Consider the following 17,239-nt stretch of genomic DNA (forward strand, 5'->3'; position numbering starts at 1 on the left):
ACGTTTTTACCATCATGCCAAAAGTCCCCATTCTCATGCCTCAGCTGGGCGAATCCATCGCCGAGGCCACCATCATCCGGCTCAATATCGCGGTTGGCGAGACCGTGGTTCCAGATCAGGAAGTGATCGAGGTGGAGACCAATAAAGCCACCATGGGCGTAACCGCACTTTGCGCTGGCGAGGTGATCGATATCGTCGCCCAAGAAGGCGTCAGCTACGCAGTCGGCACCGTGCTAGGTGTGCTGGAGGTGACTCAGGATGAGCTGGATCGTACCGGTGAAACTACGCTCGACGACATCGCTTCCGCGGAAAATGCCAATCCATCCACGCAGTCGTCCGGCTCAGGAGGCGGCGATGAGGAGGCGAACTTGCATTTCAAAACCGAAGATGGCGGTTACCATGAACCAAAACTCGTGGAGCCCAATGTGCAAGGTCTGCCCGTGCCCACCGGCAAGGGTGGTGCTCATTACATTTCCCCACGCATGCGCGCCCGCATGACCGAACTCGGTCTCCGTGCCGCCGATATTTCAGCCATTACTGGCAGTGGTGCCGGTGGACGTGTTACCGTTGAGGACTTGGAGAATTTCCTCGAATACATCGACACCTGGCCACGCACCAAGGCCTCGCCCATGCGTCTTGCCGTCGCCGATGCCATGCGCCGCAGTTGGACGCGTCCCTTGGCCACCGTCGCACGCCCCTTGGTAATGGACAAAATCCTCAACCATCGTCGCAGCCAAAACCCGAAACCCGGCCCGGCTCTCTATCTTCTTCGTGCCCTGGCCATCGCCTTGGCGGAAAATCCGACCACTGCCGGTTATCTCATCGGTGAAAACGTGGTGCACCCGCGCGCCTTCGATATCGGTGTGGCGGTGCAGGTGGACGACGGTGTTCTCGTTCCCATCATTCGCAATGCCGATACCAAGACTCTCAGCGAGCTGGTCGCGGACTACGATAATCTGGTCGAGCTCGCTCGCGCCCGCAAGCTGCCCGCAGACGCCACACAGCACGGCATCGCCACGGTGACCAATTTCGGCACCTTCGGCCTGACTTGGGGAACACCCATTCCTCTTCCGAATGAAACCTTGATCCTCGGACTCAGCGCCGGGGTGAAAAAACCCGTGTGGAGCGATCAAACAGGCACCTTTATCCCTGTCACTGAGGCTGAAATAGATCTGACCTTCGATCACCGTGTGGTCGACGGCGGCGGCGCGGGTATGTTGCTCAACCGTATTTCCGAGCTTCTGCAGGCGCCCGAGCAGCTTTAAATCACCTTGCTGCCTCAATCGACCGATGTTAACCCTGTGGGGTGAAATTGATCGTCATCGTGTTTCTACTGGGCCTGCAGCCGCTCGCTGCGATCCCCAACCAAATCATCGGCGGCGTCAATCAGGCGAACAGCCCGCTGAACGGTCAGGAACTGGCTGGACGCTTGTTACAACCTGATCTTTGGCAGGGGAAATCCAGGCTGCCCGGCAACTGGAAGGAGGAGAATCGCATTGCGGAAACAAAAACGTCGCACTTGCTCGCAAAACCTAAAGTGTTCGGGCTGGATGCGATTTTGCTCAGGGCAACCCATCGTGGTGATGATCTGGAGTCGGTGACCGTGATCTTCGCCGATGCCGGTTCCTATTTTCCATACCTGCAGCGAAAGCCGGGTGTGCCAATCGAGAAGCAGCGCCAGGACTTATTGGAAAAACAACGCGCGTTTCAGGAACTCTATTCGACTGCCTTTGAAAAGTTGAACGAGGAGTTGGAGAAAAGGGCTGGGAGGAAGGCGAAGGAGAGTCGATGGGGTTCGTCACGGACACTCCGTGCGGATCTGTTAGTCTATGAAATTGGCAAAATTCAGGCCGTTCTCTTTGCCGAGAATGGCAGGCTGCTCCGCCTGACTCTGACCCGCGACCGTGATCTCTATCGCAAAGGTTGGTTGGATCAAAAACGGATCAAAATGTCGGGTAGCGAGTTGTCCAGACACTATAGCGATCAGGTAAAAATTTCTCAAAACGGTGACCACGTCATCGAAGGAGTGAAGCCAGTGCCACAGGGGTATCGACCCTACTGCGGTCTGAACTCGCTGACGATGGTCGCGCAGTATTACGGACTGCATCTCGATGAAGATTGGATGGCAGTGGCTGGGAAATTTCAAAACACCGGGTCGGCCGCAGGTTCTAACATGCTCACACTTTACAATGCCACCGCGCGTGAGGCCAGGTTATCGATGAATCGAGAGACCAAGTTCCAATTTTCCAAAGCTCGCGCCCTGATCAAATCCGGACTGCCGGTGGTGGTGTGGCGGCGGTTTGATTTCCAGCGGAACCAGATGCACATCAAGTTGGCTCAAAAATTTGCGGAAGATCCTAACGCCTTGCTTCCGGAGCCTGATACGGCGGATCGCGCCACTTGGCCGGGCGATGAGCATCCGGTGCACGCATCTGTCATCGTCGGCTTCAACGACAAACGCAAGGAGGTCTTGTTTATCGAGAGCTGGGCTGGCCAGTCGGTTCCCAGACGCATGCGCTACGAGGAACTCGAGGCCACGGCCACGATGGTTTTTTACTTCGAGGGGAAATAGCCACTCGACCTCGATGCCGGCTCCGCGCAGATTGGCGTCATGCAGCAAATCGTTTTTCTTGATACCGCCACCACCGATCGTGATGACCTGGACTTATCCAGTCTGGAATCCCTCGGTCAGCTAACATACCACCCGCTGACATCCCCCCAGCAAACTGCGGAGAGGCTGGAGAAAGCCACCATCGCGATCACAAATAAGGTTGTGATCGGTGGAGATGTGTTAGAGAAGTGTCCGAATTTGAAGCTGATCTGCGTAGCGGCCACCGGAGTCAACTGCATCGATCTCGATGCCGCCGAACGCCACGGAGTTCCCGTGCTCAATGTCTCTGGGTACTCCACGGATTCCGTCGCGCAGCACGTTTTCGCGATGATGCTGTCACTGGCGACCAGTCTGCATCGCTACGCTCCCGAGTCCGAAAAATGGGCTGAGTCTCCGATGTTCACGCGCCTCGATTACCCAATCTTTGCTCTGGCTGGCAAAACACTAGGCATTGTGGGTTTGGGAAATATTGGCCAAAAAGTGGCGGAGATTGCCCAAGCCATCGGAATGAAAGTCGTGGCCTACGCCCGTGAAAATGCAGAGAGCAGCGGGGGAATCGAGCGACTCGAAAAGGAACAATTCTTCGCCCAATCAGACGTGATCACGCTCCATTGCCCACTGACACCCGAGACAGAAAATATCATCAACAAGGAAACTCTCCAGTTATGCAAACCCGGAGCCATCTTGATCAACACCGGCCGCGGCCCACTGATCGATGAACACTCGGTCGCCGAAGCCCTCCGCACTGGGCAGTTAGGTGGAGCAGGACTCGATGTGTTAACAGCAGAGCCTCCGTCCAAAGATCATCCGCTGTTAGCCAAGGATATCCCCAACCTCCTCATCACCCCACACACCGCCTGGGCAAGCAAGGAGTCCCGGCAACGCCTCATCGAAGGCGTTGCCGAGAACATCAGAAATTTCAAGTAGGACGACTTTGAAAGTTGTCGGCAACCCACGTGTCCTCCAAAGCCTTGGCGTAGGGGGAAGGAATAATCAACCCAAGGAGCTATCAAGATTCGCGTGTGTTCGCGGGAATTTGAAGTTAGGAAAAAAACCTAACGCCCACGATTCTGCCTGCGCCTGTTAGAAGAAGCCCGGCCAGATGGCGCCGCTGATTTCTTCTCACCAGCCTTGCCACCGCGAGATGGATTACGTCCGCCGCCTCCATTGCGGCCACCATGTTTACGAGGCCCTTGGGCCTGACGCATTTGTTGCTTGCGGGCATTGGCTGCCTTCATCACTTCACTGGCAGTCGGTGGACGCTTAGGCCACAGCTCAGGAGTAAAGCCTTCCACATCGGTGAGAGGGATGCGCTGCTTGATGAGCTTTTCGATCGCAGTAAAAAACGGACGCTCGTCATTACAGACGAGCGAGATTGCTTCACCTTCTTTACCAGCACGACCGGTCCGGCCAATGCGGTGCACGTAGTCCTCAGGGATGTTAGGCAGCTCAAAATTGATCACATGCGGAAGCTGGGCGATGTCCAGTCCACGGGCGGCGATGTCGGTCGCCACCAGCACTCGGATTTTTCCCTGCTTGAAGCCTTCCAGTGCCTTGGTGCGAGCACCTTGGCCTTTGTTACCGTGAATGGCGGCGGAGTTGATACCGGACTTTTCCAGCTTCTGGCTCAGGCGATTGGCGCCGTGTTTGGTACGAGTGAAAACGAGCACCTGCTTCCAGTTTCCTTCCTGGATCAGCTTGATGCAGATCTCGGATTTGTGAGTGTTGTCACAGCGATAAGCACGCTGCGCCACCGTCTCAGCGGTGGTGTTCTCAGGACTGACCTCGATGGTCACCGGGTTGAGGAGAAGCTCATTGGTCATCTGCTTGATCTCCTTCGAGAAGGTGGCGGAGAAAAGCAGGTTCTGGCGTTTCTTCGGCAGCATCTTGATGACCTTGCGGATGTCGTTGATGAATCCCATGTCGAGCATGCGGTCGGCTTCGTCGAGCACCAGCATGTTGACCTTGTCCAACTTGCAGGCACCTTGCTGGCACAGGTCTAACAGTCGACCCGGTGTTGCCACGAGAATATCGATGCCGTCTTTGAGCTTACGAATTTGCGGTCCAATTTTCACACCGCCGTAAACGACCATGCTGCGCAGTTGGAGGTATTTTCCATAGTCGATGATGCTCTGCTCCACCTGCGCCGCAAGTTCACGCGTCGGGGTGAGCACAAGCGCACGGATGGGCCGACCGCGCGACGGTTTGGCGTCGCCAGTCTCATCGAGGATCTGCATCATCGGCAGGGTGAATCCTGCGGTTTTGCCAGTGCCGGTCTGGGCAGCGGCGATCATGTCTCTGCGGGCCAAGACAGCCGGAATGGCCTGGGCTTGGATGGGAGAGGGGGTGTCGTATCCTTTGTCGGAGACAGCACGGAGAAGGTTTTCAGATAAGCCGGTATCGGCAAAAGTAGTCATAGTGGTATTAGAAAAAGCAGCACCACCGAAAAATTTGTGGGGGCACGGCCGGGGAAAATTTCATCGGAAATCGATGCCGTTTTCGCACTCGGCGTCCACGGTAGCTGAGCAAGGATAGCTCTGGCCAGAGTGGACACTATACAGATTATGGGCGAATGAACAGGACAATATCTGGCATCAGGCCTTTGGCGGGGATACTGGCAAAATTGATGATGATCAGGATGAAAGAATACTGCCCTTGGCCGACTATTCTGTGCATGTTTCCTGCCATGTTCGATCTTAAGTCTATTTGCATACAGCTAGTGGTCATTGCTACGATGGTCACGGCCTCAGCATCCGCCGCTGATAAACCCAACATCGTCTATATCATGGTGGACGATGCGGGAATCGGTGATTTTTCCAACTACGGGGGAAAACACATCAAAACCCCGGTGATGGACCGCATGGCCAAGGAGGGCATGCAGTTCAATCAAGCCTACAGTGGCAATGCTGTCTGTGGACCTACCCGCTGTGTGCTGATGACCGGTCTCCACCCCGGTCACGCCTTACGCAGAGCCAACCAATCTAAACACGGACTATTACCAACGCCTAAAGGCACTGTAACTGTGGCTTCGATGTTGAAAAAAGCTGGATACGCCACCGGCGGCTTCGGCAAGTGGGGGTTAGGAAATGAAGGCACGTCTGGTGTCCCCGAGAATCAAGGTTTTGACCTATGGTATGGTTACTACGATCAAAAGCACGCCCATAACTACTACCCCGAATTTCTAGTACAAAATAGCAAGAAGGTGATGCTACCGAAAAATGCCAACGGCAAGAAAGGTGATTACACACACTATCTTGTCGTCGAGCAAACCCTCAAGTTTATCGAGGATCACAAAGACGAACCATTTTTCTGTTACGCTGCATGGACCCCGCCACATGGCTCGTTTGTGATTCCAACTGACGATCCTTCCCTGAAGCATTACGAGGATAAACCATGGGGACAGACGATCAAAAACTATGCCGGTATGGTTAGTTTGTTAGATCAAGGAGTCGGACAGATACTAGCCAAACTCAAAGAGTTGGGTATCGAGGAAAACACACTGGTCATCTACACCTCCGACAACGGAGCTAATGGACAGTTTATCAAACCGCTGCAAAGCACTGGCGGACTACGTGGTAAAAAGCGATCACTCTACGAAGGTGGAATTCGCGCGCCGATGGTTGCCCGCTGGCCAGGCAAGATCAAAGCGGGTACAAAAAGCGACCTGCTGACATCACATGTCGACCTGATGGCAACTGCTGCCGATATCGCCAAGACCGAAGCTCCCGCGAAAACCGATGGCATTTCCATCCTGCCAACTTTGTTAGGAAAGGATCAAAAGCAGCAGCACAAGTTTCTCTATTTCGAAATTTACGAAGGAGCCTTTCAGCAATGTGTTCGTATGGGGCAGTGGAAGGGCTACCGTAGGGGAACCAAGGATCCGTTGGAAATCTACGATCTCAGCAAGGATCCCTCCGAGTCAGAAAATATCGCGGCAGATCATCCTGACATAGCGAAAGAAATTGATGCCATTATGACTGCCGAACACACACCATCGCCGCACTATACAACTCCGGAGCACGCCAAAATGGGCAAAGCTAAAAAGAAGAAGAAAGAGAAGGCAGCCAAGTAGAACAAACGGAAATGATCATTATGTGGACCAAAACCATCATCACTCTCCTAAGTAGCGCCCTGCTGATATCTGCTGCCGAGCGACCACCTAACATCGTTGTCTTTCTGGTCGATGATATTGGCTGGGGAGATGTGGGCTGTAACGGCAGCAAATTTCATGAAACACCGGCGATCGATACCCTGGCTAAAGAAGGTATCAGATTTACCCACGGTTATGCCGCATGCACGGTCTGCAGTCCCAGTAGGGCGGCTATCATGACCGGCCAGTATCCGGCACGCTTGCATCTGACCGATTGGATCTCCGGGCATGTGAAACCGAGAGCGAAGCTCAAGGTGCCTGATTGGAAAATGTACATGGAACACAGCCTAACAACTCTGCCGGAAGCCTTGAAGTCAAAAGGTTACGCCACAGGATTCTTTGGCAAGTGGCATCTCATGCCTCACAGACAGCCGCAACTGATGCCTGAACACACTCCTGAGAAACATGGCTTCGATGTGAACGTGGGTGGTCGCGAGTGGGGGCAGCCCAAGGGAAAGGGGAAGTATTTTCATCCGTGGAACATGCCTGGTCTGGAAGGTGGAAAAGAAGGCGATTTTCTAACCGATCGGTTGACCACCGAGTCCATCCAATGGGTCGATGGCGTGAAGGATAAACCGTTTTTTCTCTACCTCTCCTACTATGCCGTTCACGGCCCAATCATGACTAAGCCGGAGCTGAAAAAGAAGTATCAGGATAAACTCAAAGGCGGAGATTACAGCCAGAAGAACGCCGCATACGCCGGTATGATTCAGAGTGTCGATGAAAGCGTCGGCAGAATTATGGAATACCTTAAGAAAAACGGCTTGGCAGAGAACACCCTCGTCATCTTCACCGGCGACAATGGCGGCGTAGCGGAGTCCAGCAGCGGGGGACTCCGCAAAGGAAAAGCTTGGGCTTATGAGGGTGGGACGCGCGAGCCGTTCATCGTGAAATGGGCCAGAAAAGTCAAACCGGGAAGCTCCAGCGATACTCCGGTAATCGGTATGGATATCTACCCGACCATCTTAGAAGCAGCCGGGGTGCCTCAACCCAAGGGCCAAGTGTGTGATGGGGAAAGCCTGATTTCCCACATTGAAAAAGGCACCGAAATCGAGCGCGACACTCTTTATTGGCACTATCCTCACTATCATAAAACCAAACCCTACAGCGCCATCCGCAAGGGCAATTGGAAACTGATCCGTTTTCATGAAGACGGTAAACTGGAACTCTATCAGCTCAGTAAGGATCCGTCAGAATCGCAAAACCTCACCGAGCAATTTTCGGAAAAAGCCAAGACTCTTGCGGCGGAGTTGGACACTTGGCTGAAATCGGTCGATGCCCAACACATGACTCCAAACCCAAGATATGAGCCCAATGCTAAAAAGGCAAAGGGTAAGAAGAAATGAAGAATGGCATTGAGCCAGCAAGGTACTTTTTCTAAAAGCCATTACCATGGAGCTACTCATCACCTACGACGATCAAACAGAAGCGGAGAACGCAGAGAAACTCATTGTCGGCAAGAAACGACTCGCCAGCGACCGAGATGATAATGAAGTGATCTATCGACTTTTCGGCGAGCCGTCGTGGACGAATTTTTTCAAACTCGGCATGTATGAGTTGCCGTTGTTGAAGGATTTGGTGGATCTTAAGAGAGCCGGCAAGCCCTACGACTCTGAGAAACATCAAGCGATTCTGACGTCGCTGCAGTTTTTGGAAACGACCTATGGTTTGAAGATTCCTGAGCAGTGGCGGTAGGGTCGAATGCTTGCCCTGCGGAACTACGGCATTCATTCATCCGGACCAAATCCATAGGGACTATTCATCAATGGGCACGGTGCATAACTGATACTTGCAACATTTGATCTGTGTCATCTGTGCGCATCCGTGAAAATCTGTGTTCGAAAATAAAATAAACACGGACGGCTCGGATTAACGCAGATGGCCACGGATGGTTGGTTTATGAGAGATTTGGGGTATTGGAGGGAGGAATGTGTGTGTAGTTTGACCTCTTCGATCCGGATGATTGCGGCGAATCATCCCTACCTCACGTGGGGCCAGTCGCTCTATTTCGCGGCCGTTCAGAGTGCACACAAAAAAGCCGTCCTCATTCGAGAACGGCTTTTAAATTGGTTACGGGGGTAGGATTTGAACCTACGACCTTCAGGTTATGAGCCTGACGAGCTACCTGGCTGCTCCACCCCGCGATTGAAATGGATTACCCTTTCGGGCTGCGGGCGGAAGCTAGGACGGGTTCCGGTCTATTGCAAGATCTAATTCGTCTAATTCGTGAATTTTTTTAATCATTCAGTGGTATCAGGATAACTACCGAACATTTTAACCAAGGAGCAGTGCTTTTCCAATTCGATCAATGCTTCGGCAACATCTTTATCCGTGCAGTGACCAGCGAGATCGACGTAGAAGATATATTCCCAGTCGCGTTGTTTCGAAGGGCGCGACTCGATTTTGCTCATGTTGACGTTGAGCTTGTCGAAGGCTTGCAGAGCTTTGACCAGAGAGCCCGGGCGGTCGTGGACTGAGAATAGAATCGATGTGCGGTCGTTGCCGGTGGCCGGGCAGGTCTTTTCTCCGATGACTAGAAAGCGCGTTGTATTGGTGGCGCGATCCTGAATGGACTCCTCTAACATGGTCAGTCCGTTAAGCTCGGCGGCGAGTTTGCCCCCGAGAGCTGCCGCGCCATCGGCAGCGTTGTCATGAGCCAGTTGCGCAGCTTTGGTGGTGGAAGACACCTCTACCAAATCGGCTTCGGGGAAATGGCGCAAAATCCAGTTCCGGCATTGGCCAAATACCTGGGGGTGCGAGTAAAGGGTTTTGATTTCCTCACGGGGAATGCTGGCCATGAGTCCATTTTCGATACGTAGCAGCACCTGAGCACAGATCTGTAATGGGGAATCGACAAAGAGATCGAGAGTGTGTGAAACGGCGCCTTCAGTGGAGTTTTCAATGGGAACTACCCCGTAATGCGCCTTGCGCCGGGCTACTTGGTTGAAGACATCCGAGAAGTTGGCCTGTGAATCATATTGGATCGAGTGACCGAATTTCTTGATCGCCGCTTGATGAGTCCAAGTGCCTTCCGGTCCAAGATAAGCGACAGTGAGATTATCCTCGAGAGATAATGCTGCCGACATGATTTCTCGGTAGATGGCTCGGATCGACTTTTCCGGGAGCCGGCCGTGATTCATTTCGGCCAAGCGCTTTAATAGGGCGTCTTCCCGTTCCGGTGCATAGATCTGCAGACCTTCTTGTTTTTTGATTTCACCGACTTCATGCACCATGTCGGCGCGAGCGTTGAGGAGGTCTAACAGTTGTTGATCGATTTCATCGATCCGTTTGCGAATATTGTCGAGAGGCACTTTTTAAATGTGGAATAGTGATTAGGGGATGAAGAATTATTCTTCCTCGGACTCTGCTTCTGACGACTTGGGAGTGGCATCTTCGGCTTTTGGAACTCCCGCGCCTGTTAGGGCGAGTTGTTTTTCGATGTCTTCGGCGGTGAAGTCGTTGGTTTGCTCCTTGGTTTCTGAGGATTCAGATTCTTCACCATCTTCTTCTGCGACTTCTTTTGGCTCGGGGAGTTTGACAGCGCGGAGTTCGCTGGAGTTAGGCAGCTCCTCTACCGATTTGATGCCGAAGTGTTCGAAAAAGAGATCAGTGGTTTCGTAGAGGAGGGGGCGACCAGGCAGATCGGCGCGCCCTCCAATCTTGACTAGCTCGCGATCAAGAAGTTTCTGAAGCATCCCATCACAGGAAACACCGCGCACAGCTTCGAGTGAAGCTTTGGTGACTGGTTGGCGGTAAGCGATGATCGCGAGAGTTTCCATGGCTGGGCCACTGAGTCGGCTGGGTTTTCTGCCGGGGAATAACTGACGGACAAATTCTGCGTAATCTGGGCGAGTGTAAATTTTCCATCCTTTGGCGCGTTCGGCGCAGACAAAGGCTCGGCCAGTGCTCTCATAGCTATGGTTAAGTTCTGCGATCGCGGCTGTTACAGAATCGTCGTTGATGTTGGCGATCGCCTCAAGATGTTCGGGCAGCTTGGGTTTGTTTTCAGCATCATAATCCTCGGAGTCAGCGGCAAGGGCATCCTCGGCTTCGGCGACACGGGCGCGAACGAGGCGCGCGAGTTCTGAACTCGGAAGGGGATCTTCGGAGGCGATAAGGAGAGCTTCGATGATGGCGGAAAGTTCCATAGGAGGGCAGCAGATTAAGAAAAGTCGCTGAGATTGCAAGCCTGTGAAAGTGAATTACGTGTCAGACCCAGAGCGGCTCATCTGAAGGTCTTTTTATTACGAAAAAACCGCACCTGCCAGTGATGACAGGTGCGGTAGAATGATAGGTGTTTAAAGGCAGTGATTACTCACCTTCGCCGGTGCCTGGAGTGAGACCACTCTTGGCTTTTTCAGCGGCTTCTTTGGCCTTTTCAGCAGCTTCTGCTGCTTTTTCCTTGGTGGCTTCTGCAGCATCGCCGGCGGCTTCTTTAGCATCTTCTACTGCTTCTGCAGCAGAGTCTTTGGCGCTTTCAGCGGCTTCGCCAGCTTTGTCAGCAGCCTCGGCGGCAGCGTCTTTAGCTTTTTCAGCAGCTTCCTTGGCTTTTTCCGTGGCTGCATCTGCGGCTTCACCGGCAGCTTCTTTAGCAGCTTCGCCAGCCTCTTTGGCTTTTTCACCGGCTTCTTTAGCAGCTTCGCCTGCCTTCTCAGCGGCTTCACCAGCTTTCTGGCCAGCTTCTTCAGCTGCGGCTTTAGCTTTATTGGCTGCTTCATCAGTGGCCTCTTTGGCCTTGTCACAAGATGTGAACATGACTGCGGCACTCAAGAGTGTCAGAATGTATTTTAGTTTCATGGGTATATATAGGGTTGTTGTGTTGGTTGTGCTAGGCACTGATTCAGTGCGCGCACACATTTAGGATAACATAGTCTTGGCGTCTTGTCACATTTGATCCGGAAATCTGTGCCATTACAGCGCGTATAAGAGCTTGTGGATTCATTATCAGCACCTTGAACAATAACGATGGAACAGATCCATTCAGAGGTGCGGGCGGAGTGTGCTAGGGGGGGAAACTTTTTTGATGATTTTTGACGAATTCATCACTTTAACCTTGATCCTTTGCCCCGATTCGTGGAGTTTCTGCCCGCCGTCCAACCGGACAGCGAATTAATTGGCTACGGGGAGTAGCTCAGCTTGGTAGAGCGCCGGCTTTGGGAGCCGGATGTCGCAGGTTCGAATCCTGTCTCCCCGACCAATTTCCTCTGATGGAAATTGGTCTTTTTGTGTAAGTAATGAAGCTCAGCCTGGTCTTGGATGAGAACGCAGTTCGAGTGCTCGATAAATCCTCCCAAATTTCCGGAGGAGGAAACTTGCACTTTAGCACAGCCGAAGCGGGCGTAGGCAATCCTGTCTCCCCGACCAATTTGCCCCTGAGAAATCAGGGGCTTTTCTTTGCCTTGGTGTCTGAGGCTTCAGGGGGTGATCAATGACAGAAGGCGATAAATCTAAGCCATTCGAATTGTCATTCTGAACGCTTCTGCGTGACAAAAGTAATATCTTTTGCCCATACTGCGGCATGGCGATTGAGATAGAATATTGCGAACAGTGAAACTACCTTCCTGAAGCCGACCGTGTGTCGGCAGAGATCAAAAAGGCCACCGGACAGGAGGTCAAACTTATCGGAGGTAGTGGAGGTATCTTTGAAATTCGACAAGATGGCGAGTTGTTATGGAAAAAAGAACGTGGCGGCTCCTTTCCTGCGGATGGTGAAGCCAGTGCGTTATTTTCAACCTGAGAACCACTCAAGATTCACCACCGACCTCATCGCTGCAACTAAGATTCAAATACTATGAAACTAATACGTCACGGAGGAGAAGGTCGCGAAGATCCAGGAGTTATACTAGAAGACGGCAGTCTGATCGACGCGTCTGGAGAGTTTCTCGATTATGATGAGGCGTTTTTCGCCTGTGGTGGCATAGAATCACTTCGGTCATGGGTGGAAGGAGGTTGCATCGGAGGAGCGAGGCTGGATCCTGAAACCCGTATTGGAGCTCCTATCGCACGTCCTTCCAAGCTGGTGTGCGTGGGCAAAAACTACGCCGATCATGCCAAGGAGTTCGGCGGTGAAGTTCCAGACGAACCGGTGTTGTTTATGAAGGCCACAACGGCCTGCTGTGGTCCCTTTGATGATGTGATTCTGCCACACGGATGCGTGAAACTTGATTACGAAGTGGAACTGGCTCTGGTGATGGGACGCACTGCTAGCAAAGTCAGCGAGCATGACGCCCTCGACTATCTGGCCGGCTACACCGTGATGTGTGATTACAGCGAGCGGGCGTGGCAAAAAGAACACTGTGGTCAGTGGGTGAAAGGTAAGAGTGCCGATACTTTTGCTCCGATGGGGCCGTGTCTGGTGACAACCGATGAAGTGCCAAACCCTCAAAGCCTCTGTCTCTGGACCAAGGTCAACGGAGAGAAACGCCAGAACGGCTGGAGTGGAAACATGATGTTCAGTGTAGCCCATTTGGTGAGCTATATTTCCAAATTCATGACTCTCTTACCAGGAGACGTGATCGCTACCGGCACTCCTGCAGGCGTGGGGATGGGGATGACTCCACCACGCTACCTATCAGCCGGGGATCAAGTGGAACTCAGCATCGAAGGTATTGGAATCATGCGTCAGCGAGTGATTCCAGAGGCCTGAAGTTATAAATAACCCGGCTCCATCAGGGCTTAAGGTACAGGCACTCTGGCTAGAATGCGATCTACCAAAGTGTCGGTAGTAATGTCTTCAGCTTCGGCTTCATAGCTCGGCAGGATACGGTGGCGCAGCACGTCGTGAGCGAGGTCCTTGATATCCTGAGGTGTAACGAAGGATCGACCAGCCATGAAGGCTTTTGCTCGCGATGCGAGTGCGAGGTTGATCGTGGCCCGAGGCGATGCTCCAGCTCGGATGAGATTTTTCAATCCGGTGTCGACCTTAGCTGGGAAGCGCGTGGTGTGCACGAGCTCCACGATGTATTTCCGAACTGCAGGATCGATATAGACAGAATTCACCAAGTGAATGCTTTTGGCGACCGTTGCAACATCGACGACTGGAGCAGTTTCATAAATCGGCTCGGACGTGGCCATCCGGTCGAGAATCGTGAGCTCATCCTCTCGGCTTGGGTAGGAAACGGTGACTTTCAAAAGGAAGCGATCCAACTGAGCCTCGGGAAGCTGATAGGTGCCCTCCTGGTCGATTGGGTTTTGAGTGGCTAAAACCAAAAATGGATCCGGCAACTTGTAGGTGTTGTCTCCAATCGTGACTTGCCGTTCTTGCATCGCCTCCAACAGAGCCGACTGAACCTTTGCCGGAGCCCGGTTAATTTCATCGGCCAAAATGATATTGCTGAAGATGGGGCCTAGCTTCGCCGAGAAGGTGGCTTCGCGCGGATTGTAGATCATCGTTCCGATAAGATCGGACGGCAAAAGATCGGGGGTGAACTGGATCCGGGAGAAATTGGTATGTAGGCAGCCTGACAGCGCCTTAATGGCCAGCGTTTTTGCCAGCCCTGGCACGCCTTCTAACAAAATGTGGCCTTTGCAAAGGAGTCCGACTAGTAAGCGATCTACAAGTTCAGCTTGGCCGACCAGTACTTTGCCCATCTCTTCTTTCACCACAGGGATCCATTGGCAGGAGGCGGCGATATTATCTGAAAGCTCTTGGTTATTCATGGAGTGACGGGTGCATTCTTCAAAGAAACAGCGATGGTGCAACGGCGAATCGTGAATAAAACTTAGAAGCCTGACCATTTCGCTCAATTTCCATCTTGGACAGAAGGCTATTGAGCGGGTAGTATGACGGGTATGAGTGTAATTAAATGGTTCAAACCGAAGGCCGTCGTGGTGGTGAGCAGTCTGCTGACCGCAGGCACAATCCTATTTCCGCATCAACTCCACGCCCAGCTGCCCAGCATGAGTGAGCCACCATGGACAGGTTTTTTCTCAGGCTATCAACAGCGTGATTATGAATTTGGCATCAACAATGAGGGAGTCATGGAGCTCTATCTGATGACGAAAAAGAAAGAACGTGTCGGTCATACACGGACGATCAAAATATATCCGCAGGTATTAATCGAGAATGACCAAGGAAAGCGGTTTTACAGATCCCTCAACGAAGATGAAGGGTTCGCTACCGAGATCAAACCAAGCCTTGAGCATAAAGAAGTCAAGTTTACGGGAGAAACCAAAGGAGGCGTGAAGTTAGAGATCAATGTGAAATACGATCGCAGTGAAATTATCTTGGATGGCAAAGTTCTCGATAAAGGCGATATCAAGGACCCGAAGGTGTATTTCAGTTACAAAGTCAAAGTCCCCGCCATGTATACCAGTACCTACAAAGATGAAGACAAAGCGAAGTCACGTATGCGGAAGGACAAAGTCAGATTCATCAGAGCCAAAGATGGCAAACGCGTTACTCTCAAATCCTATGAAGAGGTCGATGTCTTGGCTGAGGAAAATGCCAAAGACGGTGTAAGGGAACTGGAAGTGGATATGGACGGACAGGAGGGCAAAAAACTGATTTTTGGATCGCTCGACGAAAAATCCACACTGATCTTCACTAACAGACCAGCTGATAAAAAAGGAAAACTATGGGAAGGTTATGAAGTTCTCTGGTTACGCGAGATGGGGGATGCTTCGGCCAAACCCTTCGTGATCGAAGTTAAATAACAGCAGCGGTTTCTTGCCCTCTGGAGACGCCTGACAACCTGAGTTACAAAACGTTAGAAAATAAAAAACTTCTGACGTTTTCTGTGTATCGGAGTCTGAACATCGTGAAGCGCGGCTGACACCGTCTTCATCAGCCTATGCGCCAAGTTTCGGTCATGCCCTTGTTCCGAAACGGCGCATTTTCAAGCTGGCACTGCCACCCGTAACAGGCGTGGCGGGGTGCTGCCAAATCGTTATGTTCTTCCGTTGATTCCGTCCTGCTGGGACGGTTGTGTGGTCAATGTGTGGCTAGTGATTCCACAGGCGGGCCTCGCCACGCATCGGGTTTAACCCAGCCGGCGCAAGGCCTTTATTCGGACCAACGTCGGTGGATGCGAGTAATCCATAAAAACAGGAAATGGATGAGGTGTTAGGTTGGAGAGGTTGTCCGCCGAAAGTTTTTTCAGGGCTGTGACTAAGTGCTCGGGTGTGCCTTGAATCTCAGCGGCGTAAGCATCGGCCTCGAACTCGTGTTTGCGACTGTTGATATTCCCGAAGATCGATAAAATTTTACTCACAGGCGAGAACAGCAGCATGAAAAAGACCAGTCCGGCATAGGTCGAAATTTCCTTCACTCCAAAGGCATCAAAGAGCTGACGGGCGAACTCACTCGACTTGTCCGTGACCAAGCCAATCAAGAAGAACACCACCGCAGTCTGAATGATAGAGAATATCATGCGCTGGATGATGTGTTTCTTTTTAAAGTGACCGATCTCGTGAGCCAGAACTCCTAACAGTTCCTCAGTTCCGTGGTTTTCAATGAGGGTGTCAAACAGGGCGATTTTCTTTCTTTTCCCAAAGCCCGTGAAGAATGCATTGGATTTGGTCGAGCGCTTGGAGCCGTCCATCACGTGGATTTCAGTCAGTGGGAAATCACATTTTTTGGACATCTCCTGAATGCGGGTTTTGAGCTCTCCGTCTTCCATAGGTTCGAATTTATTGAACAGGGGAAGGATGTAGGTTGGTGCCAGATAGGTCATCAGCAGTTGGAAGGCTGTGAAGGCCAACCATGCCCATAGCCATGCGTTTTCCACTGCGCCAAAAATCCATAGCACCATGGCAAGAAGCGGGATGCCAAGCACTGCCGCAAGCACGAGTCCTTTGATCTGATCGACGATGAAAGTCTTGGGCGTGGTTTTGTTGAAGCCGAATCGTTCTTCGATGACAAAGGTATCATAAATCTGAAACGGTAGATTCAACAGAGTGTTTCCGACGAATAGAACGCCGATAAACACGATGCCGGTCACCGTTTCACTCCAACCAAAGTCGCGGAGCCAGCTATCAAGAAAACCGAATCCATTGCAGGCCCAGAAGACCAAAAGCACGGTCAGGCTATAGGTCGCAGTGATGATGCCGTAGCGCTCTGATACGCGTGTGTAGTCCTGAGATTTGGCATATTTCTCATCATCGTAGACGCCTTTAAATTCATCCGGGAGCTTCGGATCAAGTGCCTTCAGATTCAGCAGAGACGCGATAAAATCGAGATTCCATAAGGTGAGTAGGGCGATGACGATGAACATCGCAGTCGGGTTATCCATGCGGCGGATGGTCAACAGCCGTTGCGGATTAGTCAATGGCCAAAGCGGTCAGAACTTGGAGGTAGCCCATTCCTAATCGGTGCTCTAGTTCAGAAAGCAATCACTGTCCAAAATCACTAGCAGATAGGAGTAGAGTAGCGTCATAGATGATATCCTCGATGTTGATAGATGGGGGTGTTTAACCCACACACATTGAGGTATATAGCCTCATGTTTTTCGGTGTCTTCCTAACTGGGTTTTATGCTC

The 17,239-nt window shown here is 52.0% G+C and carries 14 protein-coding genes, 2 tRNA genes and 1 pseudogene; 10 read left to right on the plus strand and 7 right to left on the minus strand.

What is annotated here, in order from left to right:
• Nucleotides 1-14 precede the first annotated feature (14 nt).
• Genes ACSPJT_RS00870 through ACSPJT_RS00880 form a run of 3 tightly spaced genes read left to right on the plus strand, consistent with a single transcriptional unit; the run spans nucleotide 15 to nucleotide 3,538 of the window.
• A complete protein-coding gene (locus tag ACSPJT_RS00870; RefSeq protein WP_435894488.1) occupies nucleotides 15-1,265 on the plus strand; it encodes a dihydrolipoamide acetyltransferase family protein in 1,251 nt (416 codons plus the stop codon).
• 41 nt (nucleotides 1,266-1,306) lie between these two features.
• Nucleotides 1,307-2,572, plus strand: coding sequence for a C39 family peptidase (locus ACSPJT_RS00875; RefSeq protein ID WP_435894489.1), 1,266 nt, complete (start codon nucleotides 1,307-1,309; stop codon nucleotides 2,570-2,572).
• A 39-nt stretch (nucleotides 2,573-2,611) separates the two neighbouring features.
• The gene (locus ACSPJT_RS00880) at nucleotides 2,612-3,538 is read left to right on the plus strand and encodes a D-2-hydroxyacid dehydrogenase (protein WP_435894490.1); all 927 of its coding nucleotides are present in this window, start codon (nucleotides 2,612-2,614) and stop codon (nucleotides 3,536-3,538) included.
• A 128-nt stretch (nucleotides 3,539-3,666) separates the two neighbouring features.
• On the opposite strand, the gene ACSPJT_RS00885 is transcribed toward ACSPJT_RS00880, so the two are convergent.
• The gene (locus ACSPJT_RS00885; RefSeq protein ID WP_435894491.1) at nucleotides 3,667-5,028 is read right to left on the minus strand and encodes a DEAD/DEAH box helicase; all 1,362 of its coding nucleotides are present in this window, start codon (nucleotides 5,026-5,028) and stop codon (nucleotides 3,667-3,669) included.
• A 257-nt stretch (nucleotides 5,029-5,285) separates the two neighbouring features.
• Between ACSPJT_RS00885 and ACSPJT_RS00890 the strand changes: the two genes are divergently transcribed.
• The 3 genes from ACSPJT_RS00890 to ACSPJT_RS00900 are packed head-to-tail and all read left to right on the plus strand — an operon-like array spanning nucleotide 5,286 to nucleotide 8,456.
• Nucleotides 5,286-6,683 (plus strand): arylsulfatase, encoded by a 1,398-nt coding sequence (locus ACSPJT_RS00890; RefSeq protein WP_435894492.1) that lies wholly within the window; start codon nucleotides 5,286-5,288, stop codon nucleotides 6,681-6,683.
• A gap of 20 nt (nucleotides 6,684-6,703) precedes the next feature.
• Nucleotides 6,704-8,107, plus strand: a complete 1,404-nt coding sequence (locus ACSPJT_RS00895; RefSeq protein WP_435894493.1) for a sulfatase — start codon at nucleotides 6,704-6,706, stop codon at nucleotides 8,105-8,107.
• A gap of 46 nt (nucleotides 8,108-8,153) precedes the next feature.
• A complete protein-coding gene (locus ACSPJT_RS00900) occupies nucleotides 8,154-8,456 on the plus strand; it encodes a hypothetical protein (protein WP_435894494.1) in 303 nt (100 codons plus the stop codon).
• 372 nt (nucleotides 8,457-8,828) lie between these two features.
• Here ACSPJT_RS00900 and ACSPJT_RS00905 read toward each other — a convergent pair.
• The 4 genes from ACSPJT_RS00905 to ACSPJT_RS00920 form a co-directional block, all read right to left on the minus strand.
• A tRNA-Met gene (locus ACSPJT_RS00905) sits at nucleotides 8,829-8,905 on the minus strand.
• A gap of 96 nt (nucleotides 8,906-9,001) precedes the next feature.
• Nucleotides 9,002-10,072, minus strand: a complete 1,071-nt coding sequence (pheA, locus tag ACSPJT_RS00910; RefSeq protein ID WP_435894495.1) for a prephenate dehydratase — start codon at nucleotides 10,070-10,072, stop codon at nucleotides 9,002-9,004.
• Between the two features lie 36 nt (nucleotides 10,073-10,108).
• Nucleotides 10,109-10,909 (minus strand): SMC-Scp complex subunit ScpB, encoded by an 801-nt coding sequence (gene scpB / locus ACSPJT_RS00915; protein WP_435894496.1) that lies wholly within the window; start codon nucleotides 10,907-10,909, stop codon nucleotides 10,109-10,111.
• A 163-nt stretch (nucleotides 10,910-11,072) separates the two neighbouring features.
• Nucleotides 11,073-11,558: a hypothetical protein gene (locus tag ACSPJT_RS00920; RefSeq protein ID WP_435894497.1), complete on the minus strand. Its 486-nt coding sequence runs from the start codon at nucleotides 11,556-11,558 to the stop codon at nucleotides 11,073-11,075.
• A gap of 323 nt (nucleotides 11,559-11,881) precedes the next feature.
• Here ACSPJT_RS00920 and ACSPJT_RS00925 point away from each other — a divergent pair.
• The 3 genes and pseudogenes from ACSPJT_RS00925 to ACSPJT_RS00935 all read left to right on the plus strand — a co-directional run bounded on the left by ACSPJT_RS00925 (nucleotide 11,882) and on the right by ACSPJT_RS00935 (nucleotide 13,407).
• Nucleotides 11,882-11,958, plus strand: a tRNA-Pro gene (locus ACSPJT_RS00925).
• Nucleotides 11,959-12,324: 366 nt separating this feature from the next.
• Nucleotides 12,325-12,498 (plus strand): annotated as a pseudogene (locus ACSPJT_RS00930) (Rdx family protein); the annotation flags it as partial.
• A gap of 54 nt (nucleotides 12,499-12,552) precedes the next feature.
• Nucleotides 12,553-13,407 (plus strand): fumarylacetoacetate hydrolase family protein, encoded by an 855-nt coding sequence (locus ACSPJT_RS00935; RefSeq protein ID WP_435894498.1) that lies wholly within the window; start codon nucleotides 12,553-12,555, stop codon nucleotides 13,405-13,407.
• 29 nt (nucleotides 13,408-13,436) lie between these two features.
• On the opposite strand, the gene ACSPJT_RS00940 is transcribed toward ACSPJT_RS00935, so the two are convergent.
• Nucleotides 13,437-14,420 (minus strand): AAA family ATPase, encoded by a 984-nt coding sequence (locus tag ACSPJT_RS00940; RefSeq protein ID WP_435894499.1) that lies wholly within the window; start codon nucleotides 14,418-14,420, stop codon nucleotides 13,437-13,439.
• 132 nt (nucleotides 14,421-14,552) lie between these two features.
• On the opposite strand from ACSPJT_RS00940, the gene ACSPJT_RS00945 reads away from it, so the two are divergent.
• A complete protein-coding gene (locus tag ACSPJT_RS00945; protein ID WP_435894500.1) occupies nucleotides 14,553-15,416 on the plus strand; it encodes a hypothetical protein in 864 nt (287 codons plus the stop codon).
• A gap of 326 nt (nucleotides 15,417-15,742) precedes the next feature.
• On the opposite strand, the gene ACSPJT_RS00950 is transcribed toward ACSPJT_RS00945, so the two are convergent.
• A complete protein-coding gene (locus tag ACSPJT_RS00950) occupies nucleotides 15,743-16,993 on the minus strand; it encodes a M48 family metallopeptidase (protein WP_435894501.1) in 1,251 nt (416 codons plus the stop codon).
• Nucleotides 16,994-17,239 lie beyond the last annotated feature (246 nt).

The organism is Oceaniferula spumae (genome assembly GCF_042849255.1).
Taxonomy (GTDB): Bacteria; Verrucomicrobiota; Verrucomicrobiia; order Verrucomicrobiales; family Akkermansiaceae; genus Oceaniferula; species Oceaniferula spumae.